Origin of the sequence: Candidatus Arthromitus sp. SFB-mouse-Japan (assembly GCF_000270205.1) — a bacterium.
Taxonomy (GTDB): domain Bacteria; phylum Bacillota; class Clostridia; order Clostridiales; family Clostridiaceae; genus Dwaynesavagella.
Genome location: NC_015913.1, coordinates 574,509 through 594,138, shown reverse-complemented (window position 1 = coordinate 594,138; position 19,630 = coordinate 574,509). Strand labels below are relative to the sequence as shown.

Below are 19,630 nucleotides of genomic sequence, written 5' to 3'. Positions count from 1 at the left end.
ATTGCTTATACAATTATTTTATTTACTTACAAATTTTTGGTGTTTTAGTAATAATAATTTAAATTTTTTTTACTTTTTTGTAGATAATATTAACCTATAAACAACTAAGGAGGTAAATTCATTGTTGAAATTAAATATAAAGACAATAATTTTATCATGCATATTCTATTTATTTTTAAATCCAAATAATATAACTCTCGCTAAAAATATTGATGTAAACAATGATGGTATTATAAATCACTTAGATCTACATACAATTTCAATTCATACAGGATCTGATAATAAACAATATGATATAAATAATGATGGAATAGTTGATGCTTTAGATATAGCTATAGTTGCAAAACAAATACCTTCTAGTCAAGATTCAGAAGCAATATTCACAGCTTACGATAAAAATGGTATATCTTTAGATAATTTTTCAAAAGACAATTTAATAAATGCTATATCCTTAGCTTCCCAAAATAATGGAGTAGTTAAATATAACGATTTTATAATTTGGGACAATAATAGTTACTTTGTGTATTCAAATAATGAGCCGAATACATCCACAAAATCACTCCGCAATGCAGTAGACTCTGCATCATTATTAGATGATTCTATTGTAATATCTAAGAATGGAAATGTCGTATACAATAAAAATCTAAATTTTAGAAAGATAATTGGAGTTACAAGAGAAAGAGTCAATTTAAGAAGTGAGCCAAAGATGAGTGCAAGAACAGACATAATGATTCCAGAAGGAGTTTTACTAGAAGTAAGTAATATTATAAATGGATTTTACAACGTTTTATATTACGATGAAAATAATAATCTAAAAACTGGATACATACCAAGCTATATAGACATAATTCAAGATGATATAAACCGATCACAACTTGGCTACATATCTGCCAGAGAAGAATCTAATGGTGATCCTGGAGCTATTGGATTAAATCCAAATGATAAAGGTGGAGCCTCATTCGGTGTTTGGCAGTTAGCTAGTAAGACAGGATCTGTAGATGAATTTATAAAATTTATAAAAGATAAAGATGAATTAATATATCTAAAATTAACAGAAGCCAAAAATAAAGATAATGGAAATTTTGAAGAAAACTTTATATCTACGTGGAAAGAGATAGCATACAATCAATATGAACACTTCTACGAATTACAAAGATTATTTATAAAAAAGAACTACTACGATTCATTTATAAAAATAGCCAATAAAAATAACTTAAATGTTGATTCTTTGCTAAACTATAATTCAACATCAAATATGATATGGTCAACAGCAGTACAACATGGAGCTAGCGGGGCTGTAAATATCATTAAAAAAATATCATTAAATTCATCAATGGACTCAATTATAGAATCAATATACACAGAAAGATTAAATATAATATCAAAATCCTACCCACCAAATAGCTCAAATCCTGGCATAGTCTCACTATACAATGGTATTAAAAACAGATTAGAAAACGAAAAAATGGAAATATTAAGAATATATAAGAGAGAATTGTCCTATTAAAAAATGGATACTCAAAAGAGTATCCATTTTAAAAAAAAGAGCAAATCTATAAGCCGAGTTCTGTATTAGACAATCATCTATCTAGGTCTATCGTCACCAATAGACTCGAGCGACATACCCGATAGCAAAGCGGGCAACTTTAACGCTATCCTATTCAGTCTTGCTCCAGGTGGGGTTTACATAGTCAGTATGTCACCATACTGCTGGTGAGCTCTTACCTCGCCTTTCCATCCTTACCTAAAAAATTAGGCGGTTTATTTCTGTTGCACTTTCCTTAGAGTCGCCTCCACTTGGTGTTACCAAGCACCCTGCCCTATGGAGCTCGGACTTTCCTCTCCTCAATAAAAATTGAGCAGCGATTGTCTGACTTACTCCGTTATATATTCTACCAAATAAATGATATTAAATCAAATAAAAAGGTTTATCTTATAACATAAGATAAACCCAAAAAACAAATCTATTTAGCATTTATTCCTAATCTTTTGCAATATTTCTTTAAAGAAGCATCACCAACAAAACTCAATAAAACTTTCCGCAATGCACGTTTCTTATTCCCATATTTTCTTAATTCATTATTAAAAACAGCAACCAATTCTGAATTTTTAGTCATACTGATATCCTTACCCAGTATGCCAATATATAAATTTTGAATTAAAGTTGAAATAGATAAAGAATTTATATTAGGAGATATCACAGTAAATAAAAAATCATACAAAGTAACTTGTTTTGATGTTAATCTATTAACCCATGAATTTAAAGTATCAGAACTAATATTCGATTTTAAAATATTAACATAAACATACCTTACAATACTTTCTATTTCATTCCTAACATTTGAACTATTACTCATAAATAATTATACCTCATTAATAAAAGCTTGATTTTAAAATATATTAAGAAAAAGGAAATATGATTCTAAAAAAATCATATTTCCTCTACTAATTTTAATATTTCATTTATTACAATAAATTGTTGACGTTCTTTACTAATTGACCCAACTGAATCACCAAATTGCAAACCATAATTACCAAAATAAGAATGATTTCCACCTTCTATGTAAACATATTTAGTTGTACTAGGTAAATTATTTTTATAGTTTTCATATTTTTTAAAATTAATAATTTTATCTTCACTACCAACAATAGAAAGAAACTTTATATTACTATCAGAAAAATCCTGACTATTAGTTCCATAAGAAGATAGTAGTACAACACACTTTATTAAATTTGATCCATTCTGTTTCAAATAATTAAGTATCTTACTACCTCCAAAAGAATGTCCTACTAAAATATAATTCTTAATATCTGAACTACTTAATATTTTATTTATATTGCCAATATTAAACATATCAAAATTATGTCCATATTTAAGCAGATAAACCTTCATGCCTTGCTTTGATAATTCAGATAAAACAGGTAAATACGCCTCTTCTTTAATAAATGCTCCAGGACAAAATATTAATCCAAACTCATCACTACTATTAATTTTATTACTTAAGGATATATAATCATTAGTATATTTAAAATCTAAATACTTAGATTCATATAGCACAAAATTTTTGATATTATAATCTGTCCTATAATAAATAAAACTAAGTAATACTCCAAATAATAGCACTGTCCCAAATAACCAAATACCTACACTAATATATAAATTTTTCTTCACTATACCTCCATATATAATCAAATATAATTATAAATATCGGTTAAAATATCATCATAAACTATGTTTAAATTATCATTTATATCTAAAGTTCTACATATCTTCTTCATTACATTCATATATGCAATATTTTCTGAATTAAAATGACCAATATCTAATATAGATAACCTATTTTTATACGCCTCAAAAGCAGTATGGTATGTAATATCCCCAGTGATAACCAAATCTATATTCTTACCATAACATAGTTTAATTAAACTATTACCCGATCCATTAATAACGCATATCCTATTAATGCTATCATTTCTATTATTCACTAATCTCATACTATTTATGTATAAATTAGTTTTAATTTTATCTATAATTACATTAATATTCAAAGGTCTAGAAAGATCCACAATTCTACCTATTCCTAAATTAGAATCAATTTCACTAGGTTCTAAAATAGATATATTATTATATTCAAATTTCAGTATGTTAATTAATTCATCATTTACCCCATTATTTATCATATCTAAATTAGTGTGATAAGATAAAACATTGATATCATGCTTTATGCATTTTAATATGTCTGTATTATCATATTGAAAACTTAAATTTTTGATTGAATTAAATATAACTGGATGATGAGTTATCACAGTATTTATTTTTAAATCTAATATTTTATTAATTATATCCTCATTAATATCTAATGAAATATATAATCCCGTAATATCACTTTCCATATTTCCTATCAATAAACCTACATTATCATATGATAATGCTAAGTTACTTGGAACTAATAATTCCATTCTATCAATGAACTCACTAATTTTCACAATAAAAACCTCCCAAGTATTTCAATTCTACGACTAAACGTTTCATACTTAATCGTATTAGATAATTTATTTTTTCTTAAATGAAATAATACTCCCTTATATTTATTTATTTTATATTTTATAAAATCATTATATTTACCCTCTGCATTATTAAAAATACATAATGGCATATCATAATCAAAACACACCAAAAAATTAATATATTCTTTATCTAAATTTTCTTGTTGTTTAGGTAAAATTAGTATATACTCATAATATATTCCCTTACTATAAATAACATCTTCCTTTTCTACATGAAACTGTTTATCATATAAATATTTCCTTATATCCTTAGAATAAGCATTAGGTTGGATTAAAATATAGTTCATATATTTAATTTTATTTATATTTCTATTTATTATAGATGCAATCGTAGAACCTCCCATTCCAGCAATAACCGCACTTGTATTCTCCAAACTATCGAACCAATTAAATCCATCCGATAAAATACATCTTATTTTAGTATCTAAATTATATTTTTTTATATTGTTCATTGCAATATTAATTGGATCTTTATTGATATCTACAGCATAACATCTTGAACACTTATTAGAATTCAATAGTCCAATTGATATATATCCATGATCACATCCTACATCTATAATAGTTTCATTGTATTTACACATATTAATTATATGCCTTATTCTATTGCTTGATTTCATAATATAATTCCTTCTTACTAATTTAAAAATAAAAGAGTAGCCGAAACAAAGCTACTCCAGATAATCTTTTAACTTTTTACTCCTGCTTGGATGACGCAATTTTCTTAAAGCCTTGGCTTCTATTTGTCTAATTCTTTCCCTAGTAACTTTAAACTCCTTACCTACTTCTTCTAAGGTTCTAGCCCTCCCATCATCTAATCCGAACCTAAGTTTTAATACATTCTTCTCTCTAGCACTTAAAGTATCTAAAACATTCATTAATTGTTCCTTCAATAAAGTAAATGCAGCTACTTCAGCAGGTGCTGGTGCATCATCATCAGGAATAAAATCTCCTAAATGACTATCCTCTTCTTCACCAATGGGAGTTTCTAATGATACTGGCTCTTGAGCAATCTTACGAATATCCCTTACCTTATTTTCAGGCATATTCATTTCTTTTGCTATTTCTTCAGACAGCGGATCTCTTCCTAATTCTTGTAATAACTGCCTAGATACTCTTGTATATTTATTAATAGTTTCTACCATATGAACAGGAATCCTAATAGTTCTAGCCTGATCTGCAATTGCTCTAGTTATAGATTGTCTAATCCACCATGTAGCATAAGTACTAAATTTAAATCCCTTCGTATGATCAAACTTTTCCACAGCTTTTATTAACCCTAAATTACCCTCCTGTATTAGATCTAAAAAAAGCATTCCCCTACCTACATATCTCTTAGCAATACTAACAACTAATCTTAAATTTGCCTCTGCCAATTTCTTTCTAGCTATTCTAGAAGTCGTGTCATTCTGCTTTATCTTCTTAGACAACAAAATTTCTTCTTCTGATGTAAGAAGTTGAACACTTCCTATTTCTTTCAAATACATTCTAACAGGATCATCCATTGTAATACCTTCAGGTATTACAGAATTTAAATCCAAATCCTCAACAAATTCATTAGAAAAATTATCTACCACTTCTATTCCCATTTTATCTAAAGCCATATACAGCTTTTCAACATGTTCTGGGGTTAAATCTACATCCTCTAATTCATCCATTATGTCTTTGGATAATAATCCGCCTGACTCTTTCCCTTTAGTTAACAAACCCTTTAAGACAGACATAACATAACTATTATCCTTCACAGAATTGTCCTCCTTCCTACAATCACACCTTAAAATTACTAATAAAATCTATAATATCTGATAATTTTCCATCTCTCTCCAGTTTAGATACCATATTCAATATACTCAGATATTCTATAAACTTATCTTCATCACATGTAGACTCATATTCCTTTATTAAATGTGCAATTTTACTTTTAAAATCAGCTACTATATTATTTCTTAGAACTCTTATAAAATCATCAATTTGGCTAATAATATTGTTATTATCGTAATTTCCTATATTTTCTTTAAAATATATTAATAATTTAATTCCTTCATAGGTATTTAACTTAGTCTTTAAATAATCTACTATATCAAATCCATTCCCATTAAAATTACATATCAATTTAAATGCTTCTTTATGTTCTTCTATGCAAAATAAGTTCTCATCCACATTATTATTTAAGATATATGTTAAATATTCTTTATTTAACATCAAATTTAATAATTGCCTTTCAGCCTTAATAATTGCAGTTTCAATGCAATTATTTTCAATATCATAACCTTCTAATTTAAATTTAGAAAAATTATTACCTAAGTAATCTTTAATTAATTCCTCTCTAATCGATAGATGCTCTGATATAAATTTTATATAATAATCTCTATCAACAATACTTAATTGTCCTATTATATTCTTTACGATATGCAAATATTTTTTTTTGTCTATATTTTTAGATAAATCTAAATTTTTCATATGATATAACAATATATACTCCACTAATGTCTTACTGTTATTAATACAATTCCAAAAATCATCTATAGAATTCCTATTCAAAAATTCATCGGGATCCTTAACACCATACAACTCTATAACATAAACTTCAATTATGCTATCGCTAATAAATTCCTTAAACAAATCAAAAGATCTAACAGTGGCTTTTTTACCAGCCTCATCAATATCAAAGCACAAATATATTTTATTCGTATATTTACTTATAAGTTTAATCTGATCAATTGTTAAAGCTGTCCCCAAAGATGCGACTACATTTTTTATACCACTATTGTGCAAAGATATACAATCCAAATAACCTTCAACAATAATAATAAAATCATACGATATGCTATCTTTAACTAAAAAGTTTAATCCATAAAGATTACTACCTTTTTTAAATACACAGCTATCCTTGGAATTCAAATATTTAGGCAATCTATTTTCTAAAATTCTACCTCCAAATCCTATAACATTACCATTAACATCAAATATAGGAAATATTACTCTATTTATAAAACGATCATATACAATTTTATTTTTTTCATTAACTAATCCTAATTCTAACAAGTCACTTATTCTATGACCTTTATGCTCTAAATACATACTTAATGCTTTAAAATCATTTAAAGCATATCCTAATCCAAACTTAATAATGGTAGATTCAGATAATCCTCTATTTATTAAATATTGTTTAATATTGTTATTTTTTTTTAGATTTAAATAAAAATACCTTGCAGCATCCTTAAGTATTCTATAATATTTATCTAAATTTATTTTTTTAGAATCAAAATCTAATGCAATACCAACACGCTGTGCCAAGAAATTTAACGATTGTAAAAAATCTAATCCTCTATATTTCATGATAAAAGAAATAACATTTCCACTTTCACCACAACCAAAACATTTAAATATCTGCTTGCTTCTAGAAGCAACAAATGATCCACTCTTTTCACTATGGAAAGGACACAAAGCAAAATAATTATCTCCACTTTTTTTAAAAGTTAAATATTCACTCAATACATCAACGATATCATTTCTATTTTCTATATCTCTTATAATATCATCAGAAACTCTCATTAATAACTACCTTATATAAACTATACCCAAGGGTGTGAATTATAAATTATTTTTTAATTTTTCCATCTTTTAACATTATTATTCGCTATTAATAATTTTAATTAAAAAATATGAAATTATTTTTTCCATTTTTCTACAAAAAATAATATTTAGTGATATCTCATATATTAATATTCTCTGTTCAAATATATTTTCCTTCTAACTTTAAAATATATTTTTAAAAAATAATGTATAATATAATGATTTTTAAAATATTCTTATTTATATATTTAATTTAAAAAGGACCAATATATGTATAAAAATGTAGATTTTAGCTATATTTTATCTAATTTTAATATTAAAACTTATGAAATTGAAAAAATAAAAGAAAAAATATCAAAAAAACCTAGAATTGTATATAAAATAAAATCTTCCGACAAATTATTTTGTCTCAAACAAACGTACTTTAATATTCAAAAAATATTATTTATTTATTCATATTTAGAATGGTTAAAATTACATGAGTTTAAAATTCCGTATTTTATTAAGTCCATCAATAATAAACCATTTACAATATATGATAACAAAATTTATATATTAACCAATTGGATAAGCGGCACTAAACTTTTATATAATAAAATTGATCATTGTATAAAAGCCGTTGAAATAATTGCTAAAATGCATTATAACTCAGATAAAATTAAATTTATAAAATTCTCAATTCCAACCATAAATTTGTCTAATATTAAACAAAAATTTGCCAAATATATTCAAGATCTACATAAAATAGATGAATTAGCTAAAGTTAAATATGATAATTTTTCACAAATATTTTTAAATAATTTTGATGATTCCTTATACTTAGCAACTATGTCTTACAGATACTCATTAATAATAAATTTTAAAAATCTAAATATTAGTTTATGTCATGGAGATTATGTAAATAAAAATATCATTATAAATGACAATTCTGTTGTTCCAATAGATTTCGACAGATGCTGTATAAATTATTCTATATCTGATCTAGCATATTTTCTTAAAAGATATCTAAGACACTCTCCTAATCCTTGGGATATAGAAAATACTCTAATATTTATAAATTATTATAATGCAAATAACCCAATATACTTAGATGAATATCTATATTTACTATCTTATTTATCCCTACCATATAGATTTTTAAAAATATCAAAATTATATTTTTATGCTAATCATAATTTAACAAATAAAGAAATACTTGACTATGAAAATAATTTAAATAAATCCTGTGATGATATTAAGAGACAATTAATCTTTCTCAAAGAATTTGAAAAATATATTAATTCTAAATTCAATATACCTATAAAATAAAAGCTGACTAAATTAATAGTCAGCTTTCTAAAAATTATCTTTTATTTTTAACTTGAGCTTGTGCCGCAGCAAGCCTTGCAACAGGAACTCTAAACGGTGAACATGATACATAATTCAATCCCGTATTATGACAAAACTCTATAGATGATGGATCTCCTCCATGTTCCCCACAAATACCAAGCTTAATATTTGGTCTTGTTTTCTTTCCTTTTTCAACAGCTATCTTAACTAACTGTCCTACACCATTTTCATCAATTCTCGCAAATGGATCTGATTCATAAATTTGTTTATCATAGTAATCATTTAAGAATGCAGCCGAATCATCTCTTGAAAATCCAAAAGTCATTTGAGTTAAATCATTTGTACCAAATGAGAAAAACTCAGCTTCTTTTGCTATTTCATCAGCAGTAAGAGCCGCCCTAGGTATTTCAATCATCGTACCAACCATGTATTCTAACTTAATACCTTTTTCTTCCATTATTTTATCCGCTGTCTTAACTACAATGTCCTTGACATATTTAAGCTCTTTTATTTCACCAACTAGTGGAATCATTATTTCAGGAACTATGTTTAATCCCTTCGCCTTATTTACATTTATTGCTGCCTCTATTACTGCTCTAGTTTGCATCTCAGCTATTTCAGGATATGAAACACTTAATCTGCATCCTCTATGACCCATCATAGGATTAAACTCATGTAAACTCTCTACAGTATTTTTTAAATCATCAAAAGTTAACCCCATCTCGTTAGCAAGCTCTTTTATTTCTTCATCTTTATGTGGTAAAAATTCATGTAAAGGTGGATCTAAAAATCTTATTGTAACTGGATGACCTTCCATAGCTTCATAAAGACCTTCAAAATCTTTCCTCTGCATTGGCAACAATTTGTCTAATGCAGCTCTTCTTTGTTCCTCTGTTTTAGAAACTATCATCTCTCTAACCACTGGAATTCTGTCAGCTTCAAAGAACATATGTTCTGTTCTGCATAATCCAATTCCTTCTGCCCCAAATTTCACAGCTTGCTCAGCATCTTTTGGAGTATCTGCGTTAGTACGAACTCTTAAAGATCTAATCTCATCTGCCCAATTCATAAATATTTCAAAATAACCACTTATTTCTGGAGCAACAGTCTTAATTTTTTCTCCATATACATTACCAGTAGAACCATCTATAGATATGAAGTCATTCGATGTATACTTTTTGCCATTAACTTCTAATAATTTAGCATCTTCATCAATCTTTATATCACCACATCCTGCAACACAACAAGTTCCCATTCCTCTAGCAACAACAGCCGCATGAGAAGTCATTCCTCCTCTTACCGTAAGTACACCTTGTGCTGCAACCATTCCCTCAATATCTTCTGGAGATGTTTCAAGTCTAACTAATACAACTTGCTCTCCATTACCAGCTCTTTCTTTAGCCTCTTGAGCCGTAAATGCAATCTTACCTGTAGCTGCTCCAGGTGATGCTGGAAGACCTTTTGTTATTGGAGTAGAATTTTTAATTACTTGAAGATCAAATGTAGGGTGTAACAATGTATCCAATTGCTTAGGTTCAACTTTTAGCATAGCTTCTTCTTTGTTAATTAATTTTTCTTCAACTAAATCAACCGCAATCTTTAAAGCCGCCTGAGCTGTCCTCTTACCATTTCTTGTTTGTAAGAAATAAAGTTTTCCTTCTTCAATCGTAAATTCCATATCTTGCATATCTTTATAGTGCTTTTCTAATTTTTCAACTATATCCATAAATTCTTTATATATAGCAGGATTTCTTTTCTCTAATGTCTCAATTGGCTCTGGTGTTCTTATACCAGCAACAACGTCCTCACCTTGAGCGTTCATCAAATATTCTGCAAATATTTTGTTTTCTCCTGTAGATGGATTTCTTGAAAAAGCAACTCCAGTTCCGGATTGATCACCTTTATTTCCGAATACCATTTCTTGAACATTAACTGCTGTACCCCAACTTGAAGGGTAATCGTTCATTCTTCTGTAAACTATGGCTCTTGGATTATTCCATGACCTAAATACAGCAACAACTGCCTCAATTAATTGTTTCTTAGGATCACTTGGAAAATCTTCGCCTTTCTCTTTCTTATAGTGATCCTTGAATTGTTTTACCAATTCCTTTAAGTCATTAGCATCCAATTCAGTATCAAGTTTAACGCCCTTTTTCTCTTTCATTTCATCCATTAAATTCTCAAAGCTTTTCTTCTCAATTCCCATAACAACGTCTGAAAACATTTGTATAAATCTTCTATAAGAATCATAAGCAAATCTTTCATTATTTGTTGACTTCGATATAACTTCAACAACTTCATCATTTAATCCTAAATTCAAAATTGTATCCATCATTCCAGGCATAGAAACTCTAGCACCTGATCTAACTGAAACTAATAGAGGATTAGTTGTTCCACCAAACTGCTTACCAGTTATGGATTCCAATTTTTTCATTGTTTCATAAATTTCCTGCTCAATACTTGAAGTTAAAACTTTTCCATCTTCATAATATTGATTACATGCTTCTGTACTTACGATAAACCCTTGAGGAACTGGAACTCCAATCTTTGTCATTTCACAAAGGTTAACTCCTTTACCCCCAAGAAGGTTTTTCATCGAAGAATCACCTTCACTAAAAAGGTAAACATACTTCTTAGACATTTAATTCACTCCTTTTATTCTTAAGAAATAAAATTATACTGCTGCGCATAATTTAATGTTTGACTAAAACCTACTTAATTATACATTATTTCACAATTATTGTATATAAATTAAATTATTTAAATATATACTATTCTAAGAAATTAAAACCAGTTTATCGCAAATTTTTACTCGTTTTCCTCTGTTTTTTCAGTTTTTATTCCATTATCTTTACTTTCTAAGGTTTCTATAAACTCAGTTACCTCTATAAAATCATGATTTTCATTATCACCATCTATATTGTAATTAACTTCTTTAGTTATCTGATCACTTTCAACATCATAAATAAATTTAGCATAATTTGAGGACTTTTCTTTTATTGTACTAGCGATTTTGTTTTCTACAATACCATTGAAATTTTCCATTGCTTTTTTACCAAATTCAACTGCTTTTGTTTTAATATCATCTGTTTTAGCTCTAAAATTTACATTTGAAATAATATCACTTATTTTCTCTTTAGATGTCGATATCGTATCATTTACTCTTTGTTTAACATTTGAGTTCACATCATAAACATTTCCTGATTTATCAACAACCTTAACATGTATATCAAATAATAATATACCGCCTATCTTAAAAGGGAGAAGTATAGGATACAATACAAATGTAAATGATCCAACTATAAATGCTGTAAGAGGAATGTCCATTAACACATTACCACCTTTACTAAAGATAACACGTTGATTACTGCCCTCAACATATAATTCAAGCAAACGCTTTTTAAAATCTAAAATATATGACTTTACTGAACAACACTCTTTAATAGGATACCTTTCCTCAAGATATATCAAAGCTTCTATTAAATCGTTATTACTGTTCTGTAAAACTTCCTTTGCCTCTTTATAAGTAACTCCAAATTTCTCTTTTAATATTTCCATATTCTGAAACAATAAATTATCACCCATATCACTCATATCCTCCCAAAAACTTTATACTGTTAGGCATTCTAATAAGATTTTGATCTAACAAAATCTTATTAAAATCAAAAATCAATTTCATATCATTATTAGTTACGCTCAACCTTGGTATATTTCTCATATCAATTTTATTTAAAAATCTCATGATATTTATAATTCTATTTTCAATCTTAAACTCCTTTAATTTAGAGCAAGAATTACATACAACACTTTGAAAAGTAAAATCAAAATATCCTATACTTTCTTTTAAATTTTGCGAACAATAATAACATTTTTCAAATTCTATACTACACCCTAACTTATTTAATAATTTGAATTCAAAAATTCTCATCATTAGATCCTTGTCCATACTATTTGATTCCAATACTAAAAAAGTTTTCATTATAATTTTAAAAAAGTTTGTATCCAAAATATCTTTATCTTGAAAACAAATATCTAATAATTCAAAAAAATAAGAAAGATAAAAGATTACATCCTCATTATTTATAAAATTTACATTTTTAATAAGTGATCCATCTTGTATATAATAGAAACTTTTACCCTTAATGAGAGTAAATTGTACCAAACTAAATGGTTGAGTAAGTATAAATTTTGAATTTTTCATTTTTTTAGCGTTTTTTGCTAATATGGATACCTTACCTATATTTTCACATAATACCCATACAATTTTATCATTTTCCTTATATGTCTGCTCTTTTAATACAAAACCCCTTATATCAATTAACTTCAAATCTTAACTTCATAAAAATACTTATGAAATTTACACCTCCTATTAACAAATTCAAAGCATATATAATCATTATATCTTAATTAAAATATCACTACAAAATAAAAAGGAAGCATACTAAATACTTCCTAAAAATTATTTATATCCTAAACTCTTAAGATGATTATTATCATCTCTCCAATTATTTCTAACCTTAACCCACAATCTTATGTACACTTTACTACCTAAAAATTTCTCCATATCTTGACGCGAATAAGTCGATATCCTCTTTAACATATCTCCATTTTTCCCAATTATTATAGCTTTATGAGTTTCCTTATCACAAAAAATATTCCCCTCAATATTATATCTATTTTTTTGATCATCATATTTCATCGATATTATTTCAACCCCTACTCCATGAGGAACCTCATCGTGTATAAGTTTCAAAATCTTTTCTCTCACAATCTCAGATATAAAAAATTTTTCATTATTAGTAGCTGTCCAATCACTATCATAATATTTAGGTCCATTAGGCAAATATTTCAATATTAACTCTAATAATTTATTAATATTTTTACCATTAAGTGCTGATATCGGTATATACTCATCAAAGTTAACAATCTTACTATATTTGGATAAAGTATCCATTATATCTTTGCTACTTATTTCGTCACACTTATTAAGTACAAAAATCCTTGGAATACTTAAATCTTTTATCTTATCCAAAATTTCAAGATCAAGTTTTGGAATTTCTTTCCTAATATTAGCTACAAAAATAATAACATCTGTTTCTTTCAAACCACTAGAAATAGATTTTATCATGTAATCTCCTAATTTATACCTTGGTTTATGATACCCTGGAGTATCTGTAAAAACTATTTGATAATCATCATTATTCAATATCCCAATTACATTATTTCTCGTAGTTTGCGGTTTACTCGATACAATACTCAATTTTTGATTTATAAAATTATTAAGTAAGGTCGACTTTCCAACATTTGCCCTTCCAACTATACTTACAAATCCAGATTTGTGCATTAAACAACCTCATATACTTTCTAAACTAAATTTTTTATTCCAAAATCATATGGCAAAATTTCACTTAATTTATGTACTCTATAATTTTCTTTGCTCTTAGCTACAATTACTGGAATATCCATATCAAAAGCAAATTCTGCTAAAACTTGTCTACATATTCCACATGGATATGTAAAATCACAAAAAGATCCAACAACACATACTGCATGTATCTCCTTATAGCCTTCAGAAACTGCCTTAAATACAGCAGTTCTTTCGGCACAATTAGTAGCACCTAGAGATGCATTCTCTATATTACATCCAGTAAATATTTCAAAATTTTTAAATAAAATACTAGCTCCTACAGGAAACTTAGAATATGGAACATATGCCTTTTCTCTAACTTTTAGTGCATTATCTATAAGATTTTGTATCAATAATTTATCCAAGAAACATTCCTCCTTAAATTACTCACAAAAATATTTTAAGTATTACAATAGTCAGACCTATACCAAGTATAGCTCCAACGATAACCTCATTTAAACTATGTACTCCAGTATCTACTCTACTCTGAGCTACAATAATTGCCATAATAAAGCTCAACCCTACAATTATGGGTTCATTTGTTATAAATGAAATTATTGTTGCTATAGAAAAGGAAATAGTACTATGCCCACTTGGCATTCCACCCCTTAATGGTGTTCCTTCACCATATATAGCCTTTGCTATTACTGTAAATATCACTACCATTAACAAAATCATAAATACCATATATGGATTGCTTTGCTTAATTTTATTTATAACTGTAAAACTAAAGTTACTTATTTTATCCCAAAATATTAAATAACCAATAAACGTCGCATTAAGAGCTGTAAGTAATACTGCCCCTGCAGATATATTTTTAGCTATTTTAGCCAGCGGATGATAATAATTTGTCGTAGCATCGATGGCAATTTCAATGGCTGTGTTAACAAGCTCTGCAAAAACAACTAAAGTTATCGTCAAAGATAATATTATCAATTCAATTTTAGTTATATCATAAAATAAAGATATACTCATTATAAAAAATGCTATCAATAAATGTATTTTCATGTTCATTTGAGTTCTAACAGCGTAAAGCATGCCTTCTAATGCATTATTAAAACTATCAACTATCCTCTTTATCTTAATGGTTATCTTCCTCCCTAATTATAAAGTTTACCTAAATATTTTCAAATACTTAATTATACTTTTTTCTCGAACTCTCATTATTTGTTTTTCAGAATCTTCAATATGATCATAACCAAGCAAATGCAATAAAGAATGTATTAATAAATATTTAGTTTCTCTCTCAAAACTATGATTAAACTCTATAGATTGTTCATTTGCTTTCTCAAGAGAAATAATTATATCACCTAAAATAAGTTTCCCATCATCTAATTCATAATTTTTAAACTCATAATTTTTATATTGATCTTTAAAAACATTACCCTTTTTATAATTAAGCATAGGGAAGGATAGACAGTCTGTTGATCTATCTATCCCCCTATACTCTAAATTAATTTCTCTTATCTTCTTATTATCAACCAAAAATACATTTAGTTCACATTCGATATCTACTTCCTCAAATTTCAATACATGTCTTACAACATTATCTATAAACTCATGAACATCTATCTCAAAAATATCCTGACAATTTTCTATATTAATATCCATTAGTATCTAATCCTTTTCCTTTAGATTTACCATTAATATCATCTTCTTTTGGATACTCTATCCTTTCATGATAAATACCCTTAAGTGTTTTTTCAAATGATTGCTTAATAATTTCAATATCCCTAAATGATATTGGACTATTCTTCAATTGACCATCGCTTATTTTATCATTAACTATATTCTCAATAGTATTTCGTATATTTTCCTGTGTAGGATCACTAAGCGATCTAACAGCAGCTTCAACACTATCAGCAAACATGAGAATAGTAACCTCTTTTGTCCTAGGTAACTCTCCCCCATACCTAAAATCTTTTTCCTTAATAAGATCAGGATCTTCAGCATTTTTCTTAGCCATAATATAAAAATATTTAACAAGTGTATTTGCATGGTGACCTTCTATTGCATGTTCAACAAACTTAGGTAAACCATATTCACGAGCAAGCTGTAACCCATACTTAACATGTGAAAAAATTATATTAGCACTTGTTAGTGGATCAATCCTATCATGCGGGTTTTTATTACCTACCTGATTTTCTTTAAAGAAATATGGTCTCCCCGTCTTACCAATATCGTGATAATAAGCAGAAACCCTTGTAAGTAGCGAGTTTGCTCCAATTGCATCACTAGCAGCCTCAGATAAATTTGCAACCATTAAACTATGATTATAAGTTCCTGGAGCCTCAACAACCAATTTCCTTAAAAGAGGATGTTCCGGATTAATCAATTCTAATAATTTCATAGAAGTAACTATATTAAACAAATTTTCAAATATAGGTAATATACCTGCAACCAGTATAGAAGAAAGTATTCCACTAAAAAACGATAAAATTATATCTATAAAAGTAATAGACTTTACATTTGCTATTATAAATGAAACAGTCATTAATACTATCACATTAGTTAATCCAAACCAAACAGACAATTTAATAAAATGCATCCTATTTCTTATTCTCTTTAAAAATAAACCTCCTAAAATAACATCGAACAATCCTATAAAAACCACAACAATATTAAATTTAATTATTATTGCTATTAATACAAGTGTCATCAAATTAGTCATAAGAGATACTTTGTTATCAATCAAAGCTGTTATAGCAAGAGGTCCAAGGGCAAATGGAACTATGTATATATACTGATCACTAATTACTCTAACCAAAATTATAATAATAAGCTTTATTATCATAATAACATTTAAATAATTAGTATTGGAAATACATTCTTTCCTATACTTCTTATAATACAAATACTCAATTAAAAATGTAAATAAAATCAATGAAATTATAGAAATGTTTAATTTCCAATTCACATTTGAAGTTTTGAGCAATCCTAAACTATCCAAAATAGAGATGTGATTTTCAGTTACAACCTCCCCTGCACTAATTATTATTTGATCTTTTTTGATTATAACAGGAGATATATTTTTTACAGCCTCTTCCCTTTTTTGCTCTGTCTTTTCACTATCATAGAAAAAGTTTGGCTTTATCATTGGAAAAATTATATTAAGAGAAATATCAATAAAATTATTATCTGACATTCTTTTATTTATTTCTTCCCTTGCAAAAGACTTTACATTTTCGATATCGCTTAAATTTCCCTCTTCAATCTTCAATTCATATATTTTGTTTATAATATCAGTTAACAACCTCTCATAATTTGTCATTGATTCTGTATCTAGAGCTAATATCTTTCTATAACCTGCTGCATCTAAAGCAATACCATATTTTTGATTCAATTCATCAAATATTACAGTTGCAATTGAAGAATAATTCTTTAGTTCATATAATTCTTTAAATAAATTACTTAATTTATCTAAAACATCATATCTTACCTCTTTTACATGATTAAATTGAGCCGATACTTCCTCTCTTGCAATTTTTACTCTTTGTTCTGTAGAAATCCTATCTAGCGTTTCCCTTGGTGCCTTTATTGTATATGTTGATACTTCTCCAAGTTTTAGATCATATTTCCTCTCAAGTGTAGATGATAATACAACAATCACTACAAATAACATAAGAAACAATAACATTAAATAATTTTTATATTTCCAAATACTACTAGTAAATCTAGGTATCTTCAATAATCATTCCTCCTTAACCAATATTCTGCTTAAACTCTACTATAAAACTTATCTTATACCAATATCTAATTAATGCTTATTGAATATTTTCTACATTCTGACTTTCATTAGTTATTTTTTGCAATTCTTGATCATCTTGAGCTTTAGAAACCTTAACCCCTATTTTCTCCTCTATAACAAATGAAATTTTAAATTTAAGCTTGTTATCAACAATTTCATCCTTAACTATAACTCCAGCAATAGAATCTGATTGTTTTAAATTTTGTTTAACATACTTAGTATAATGGTCAACTAAACTTTTTTTCACATTATCTGGACTTAATGTGTACGATACCTTATCTACTTCATAGTATATATTCTTTTTAATAAATTTTCCATCATAACTAATCTTCTCATAATTTTCAAACTCATCTTTATATTTTTTAATATAAAGTTTCTTTCCAAAAATATTGATATAATACTCATCTATCATATTTTTAGTATTTACATTTTTTGTTCCTTCTAATTCAATTATTTCTTCAAACTCCATAAAAGTCTTCGCAATTACATCTCCAATAGGGGCTACTTCATAAACATTCCCCTCTTTACCTTGATATCCTCCTATCAAAATATCTCCTTTCTTAACAATATCTCCAGCTTTAACTACAGATGTTCCAGACTGAGTATATACACGAACAATTTCTCCATCTTTATCTGCAACAATATCTCCAAGAGATGAGTCAACCTCTATCACTGGAGGCTTAAAACTCTCAATAACTTCTATTTGAAGAGTAGATCCTTGAACTCTAACTTTACTCCACAATAGATTTTTATTATTTGCCACTATCTCCTCTTCTAATTTATCTGTATCAATTTTAAATTTTAACATTCCTTTATGTACACCGAGATCTTTTATAGCTTGTCTTATTTCATAAGGTGACACATGTTTATCACCTTCTATATCAATTCTCCATATAAACATAGATAAAAACATTATTATACCTATAGATACACCTATTCCAATAGATAAAGTAAAATAAACCTTTAGATTATATATAAACTTAATAAGTTTCCCCATCTTAATAACACTTACTTCACTATTTGTTTCATCACAAATTTTCTTAATCTCTTTAAAATTTTCAGAATTAATCATCAAACACATACTATAAAGATTCTCTCTTATAACATCTGTGACTTTTATCTCTCTTTTCCAAATTGTATTGAGCAATTGCTCAGAATTCTTAGAAATTATTCTTAATTGTATCTTTCCATTTATAAATGGGAATTTATCAAAGTTGATCATAATTTACCCCCTTAATACTCCCCATCAATTTTATTGTCTTGCCAGAAATATAAACTATCACAAAATTACTACCATTAATAATAAATTTACCACCTTCAACCCTCAATACAACTTCATTACTTTGAAATTTTAAAATACCTTTATGATTTTCAATCGTTATAAACTCATCACCATCTATTATAACTTTATACGAATTTTTAACGATTTCCCGAGGAATATCTAATTTATTAACCATAACATCTTTGATCTCACCAATAAATTTTCCCATAATAATCTCCTT

General features: G+C 27.2%; 18 protein-coding genes and 1 other RNA gene. 2 read left to right on the top strand and 17 right to left on the bottom strand.

Annotated elements, in window-relative coordinates; genetic code table 11:
• Positions 1–121 precede the first annotated feature (121 nt).
• The gene (locus SFBM_RS02875; protein WP_007439810.1) at positions 122–1,507 is read left to right on the top strand and encodes a dockerin type I domain-containing protein; all 1,386 of its coding nucleotides are present in this window, start codon (positions 122–124) and stop codon (positions 1,505–1,507) included.
• Positions 1,508–1,540: 33 nt separating this feature from the next.
• On the opposite strand, the gene rnpB is transcribed toward SFBM_RS02875, so the two are convergent.
• The 7 genes from rnpB to dnaG all read right to left on the bottom strand — a co-directional run bounded on the left by rnpB (position 1,541) and on the right by dnaG (position 7,623).
• An RNA gene (gene rnpB, locus SFBM_RS07835) (RNase P RNA component class A) lies at positions 1,541–1,882 on the bottom strand.
• A gap of 82 nt (positions 1,883–1,964) precedes the next feature.
• On the bottom strand, positions 1,965–2,357 hold the full coding sequence (locus SFBM_RS02870; RefSeq protein WP_005806668.1) for a hypothetical protein: 393 nt from the start codon (positions 2,355–2,357) through the stop codon (positions 1,965–1,967).
• Positions 2,358–2,431: 74 nt separating this feature from the next.
• A complete protein-coding gene (locus tag SFBM_RS02865; protein ID WP_014017881.1) occupies positions 2,432–3,172 on the bottom strand; it encodes an alpha/beta hydrolase in 741 nt (246 codons plus the stop codon).
• 17 nt (positions 3,173–3,189) lie between these two features.
• The gene (locus SFBM_RS02860) at positions 3,190–3,987 is read right to left on the bottom strand and encodes a Nif3-like dinuclear metal center hexameric protein (RefSeq protein ID WP_005806671.1); all 798 of its coding nucleotides are present in this window, start codon (positions 3,985–3,987) and stop codon (positions 3,190–3,192) included.
• Positions 3,984–4,688, bottom strand: a complete 705-nt coding sequence (locus SFBM_RS02855; RefSeq protein WP_005806673.1) for a tRNA (adenine(22)-N(1))-methyltransferase — start codon at positions 4,686–4,688, stop codon at positions 3,984–3,986. The genes SFBM_RS02860 and SFBM_RS02855 overlap by 4 nt, the downstream gene beginning before the upstream one ends.
• Positions 4,689–4,739: 51 nt before the next feature.
• Complete coding sequence (rpoD, locus tag SFBM_RS02850; protein WP_014518691.1) at positions 4,740–5,792, bottom strand: RNA polymerase sigma factor RpoD; 1,053 nt, start codon at positions 5,790–5,792, stop codon at positions 4,740–4,742.
• Between the two features lie 43 nt (positions 5,793–5,835).
• Positions 5,836–7,623 carry a DNA primase gene (dnaG, locus tag SFBM_RS02845; RefSeq protein WP_005806676.1) on the bottom strand — a complete coding sequence of 596 codons (1,788 nt, stop codon included), beginning with the start codon at positions 7,621–7,623 and terminating at the stop codon, positions 5,836–5,838.
• A 291-nt stretch (positions 7,624–7,914) separates the two neighbouring features.
• Between dnaG and SFBM_RS02840 the strand changes: the two genes are divergently transcribed.
• Positions 7,915–8,952, top strand: coding sequence for a CotS family spore coat protein (locus SFBM_RS02840; RefSeq protein ID WP_005806678.1), 1,038 nt, complete (start codon positions 7,915–7,917; stop codon positions 8,950–8,952).
• 34 nt (positions 8,953–8,986) lie between these two features.
• On the opposite strand, the gene ppdK is transcribed toward SFBM_RS02840, so the two are convergent.
• From ppdK to yqfC, 10 genes are all read right to left on the bottom strand, one after another.
• On the bottom strand, positions 8,987–11,614 hold the full coding sequence (gene ppdK / locus SFBM_RS02835) for a pyruvate, phosphate dikinase (RefSeq protein ID WP_005806680.1): 2,628 nt from the start codon (positions 11,612–11,614) through the stop codon (positions 8,987–8,989).
• A gap of 167 nt (positions 11,615–11,781) precedes the next feature.
• Positions 11,782–12,558, bottom strand: coding sequence for a DUF4342 domain-containing protein (locus tag SFBM_RS02830; protein ID WP_007440417.1), 777 nt, complete (start codon positions 12,556–12,558; stop codon positions 11,782–11,784).
• A 1-nt stretch (position 12,559) separates the two neighbouring features.
• A complete protein-coding gene (gene recO / locus SFBM_RS02825; RefSeq protein WP_005806684.1) occupies positions 12,560–13,300 on the bottom strand; it encodes a DNA repair protein RecO in 741 nt (246 codons plus the stop codon).
• 132 nt (positions 13,301–13,432) lie between these two features.
• Entirely contained in the window at positions 13,433–14,317 is an 885-nt protein-coding gene (era, locus tag SFBM_RS02820) for a GTPase Era (RefSeq protein ID WP_005806686.1), read from the bottom strand.
• Between the two features lie 20 nt (positions 14,318–14,337).
• Positions 14,338–14,745: a cytidine deaminase gene (locus SFBM_RS02815; RefSeq protein ID WP_005806687.1), complete on the bottom strand. Its 408-nt coding sequence runs from the start codon at positions 14,743–14,745 to the stop codon at positions 14,338–14,340.
• 22 nt (positions 14,746–14,767) lie between these two features.
• Positions 14,768–15,418 (bottom strand): diacylglycerol kinase, encoded by a 651-nt coding sequence (locus SFBM_RS02810; RefSeq protein ID WP_005806690.1) that lies wholly within the window; start codon positions 15,416–15,418, stop codon positions 14,768–14,770.
• 75 nt (positions 15,419–15,493) lie between these two features.
• Positions 15,494–15,991 (bottom strand): rRNA maturation RNase YbeY, encoded by a 498-nt coding sequence (ybeY, locus tag SFBM_RS02805; RefSeq protein ID WP_005806693.1) that lies wholly within the window; start codon positions 15,989–15,991, stop codon positions 15,494–15,496.
• Positions 15,981–18,068, bottom strand: coding sequence for an HD family phosphohydrolase (locus SFBM_RS02800; RefSeq protein WP_005806695.1), 2,088 nt, complete (start codon positions 18,066–18,068; stop codon positions 15,981–15,983). The genes ybeY and SFBM_RS02800 overlap by 11 nt, the downstream gene beginning before the upstream one ends.
• A 76-nt stretch (positions 18,069–18,144) precedes the next feature.
• Positions 18,145–19,350 carry a sporulation protein YqfD gene (yqfD, locus tag SFBM_RS02795; protein WP_005806697.1) on the bottom strand — a complete coding sequence of 402 codons (1,206 nt, stop codon included), beginning with the start codon at positions 19,348–19,350 and terminating at the stop codon, positions 18,145–18,147.
• Positions 19,337–19,618 (bottom strand): sporulation protein YqfC, encoded by a 282-nt coding sequence (gene yqfC / locus SFBM_RS02790; protein ID WP_005806699.1) that lies wholly within the window; start codon positions 19,616–19,618, stop codon positions 19,337–19,339. Before yqfC ends, yqfD begins: the two co-directional genes overlap by 14 nt.
• Positions 19,619–19,630: the final 12 nt, after the last annotated feature.

What these genes read in the sequence shown, in the direction of transcription:
- SFBM_RS02840 (WP_005806678.1), top strand. Translation starts at nt 7,915, where the DNA reads ATGTATAAAAATGTAGATTTTAGCTATATTTTATCTAATTTTAATATT.
- ybeY (WP_005806693.1), bottom strand. Translation starts at nt 15,991, where the DNA reads ATGGATATTAATATAGAAAATTGTCAGGATATTTTTGAGATAGATGTT.
- rpoD (WP_014518691.1), bottom strand. Translation starts at nt 5,792, where the DNA reads ATGTCTGTCTTAAAGGGTTTGTTAACTAAAGGGAAAGAGTCAGGCGGA.
- SFBM_RS02810 (WP_005806690.1), bottom strand. Translation starts at nt 15,418, where the DNA reads ATGCTTTACGCTGTTAGAACTCAAATGAACATGAAAATACATTTATTG.
- SFBM_RS02870 (WP_005806668.1), bottom strand. Translation starts at nt 2,357, where the DNA reads ATGAGTAATAGTTCAAATGTTAGGAATGAAATAGAAAGTATTGTAAGG.
- SFBM_RS02855 (WP_005806673.1), bottom strand. Translation starts at nt 4,688, where the DNA reads ATGAAATCAAGCAATAGAATAAGGCATATAATTAATATGTGTAAATAC.
- yqfC (WP_005806699.1), bottom strand. Translation starts at nt 19,618, where the DNA reads ATGGGAAAATTTATTGGTGAGATCAAAGATGTTATGGTTAATAAATTA.
- dnaG (WP_005806676.1), bottom strand. Translation starts at nt 7,623, where the DNA reads ATGAGAGTTTCTGATGATATTATAAGAGATATAGAAAATAGAAATGAT.
- era (WP_005806686.1), bottom strand. Translation starts at nt 14,317, where the DNA reads ATGCACAAATCTGGATTTGTAAGTATAGTTGGAAGGGCAAATGTTGGA.
- ppdK (WP_005806680.1), bottom strand. Translation starts at nt 11,614, where the DNA reads ATGTCTAAGAAGTATGTTTACCTTTTTAGTGAAGGTGATTCTTCGATG.
- SFBM_RS02830 (WP_007440417.1), bottom strand. Translation starts at nt 12,558, where the DNA reads ATGGGTGATAATTTATTGTTTCAGAATATGGAAATATTAAAAGAGAAA.
- yqfD (WP_005806697.1), bottom strand. Translation starts at nt 19,350, where the DNA reads ATGATCAACTTTGATAAATTCCCATTTATAAATGGAAAGATACAATTA.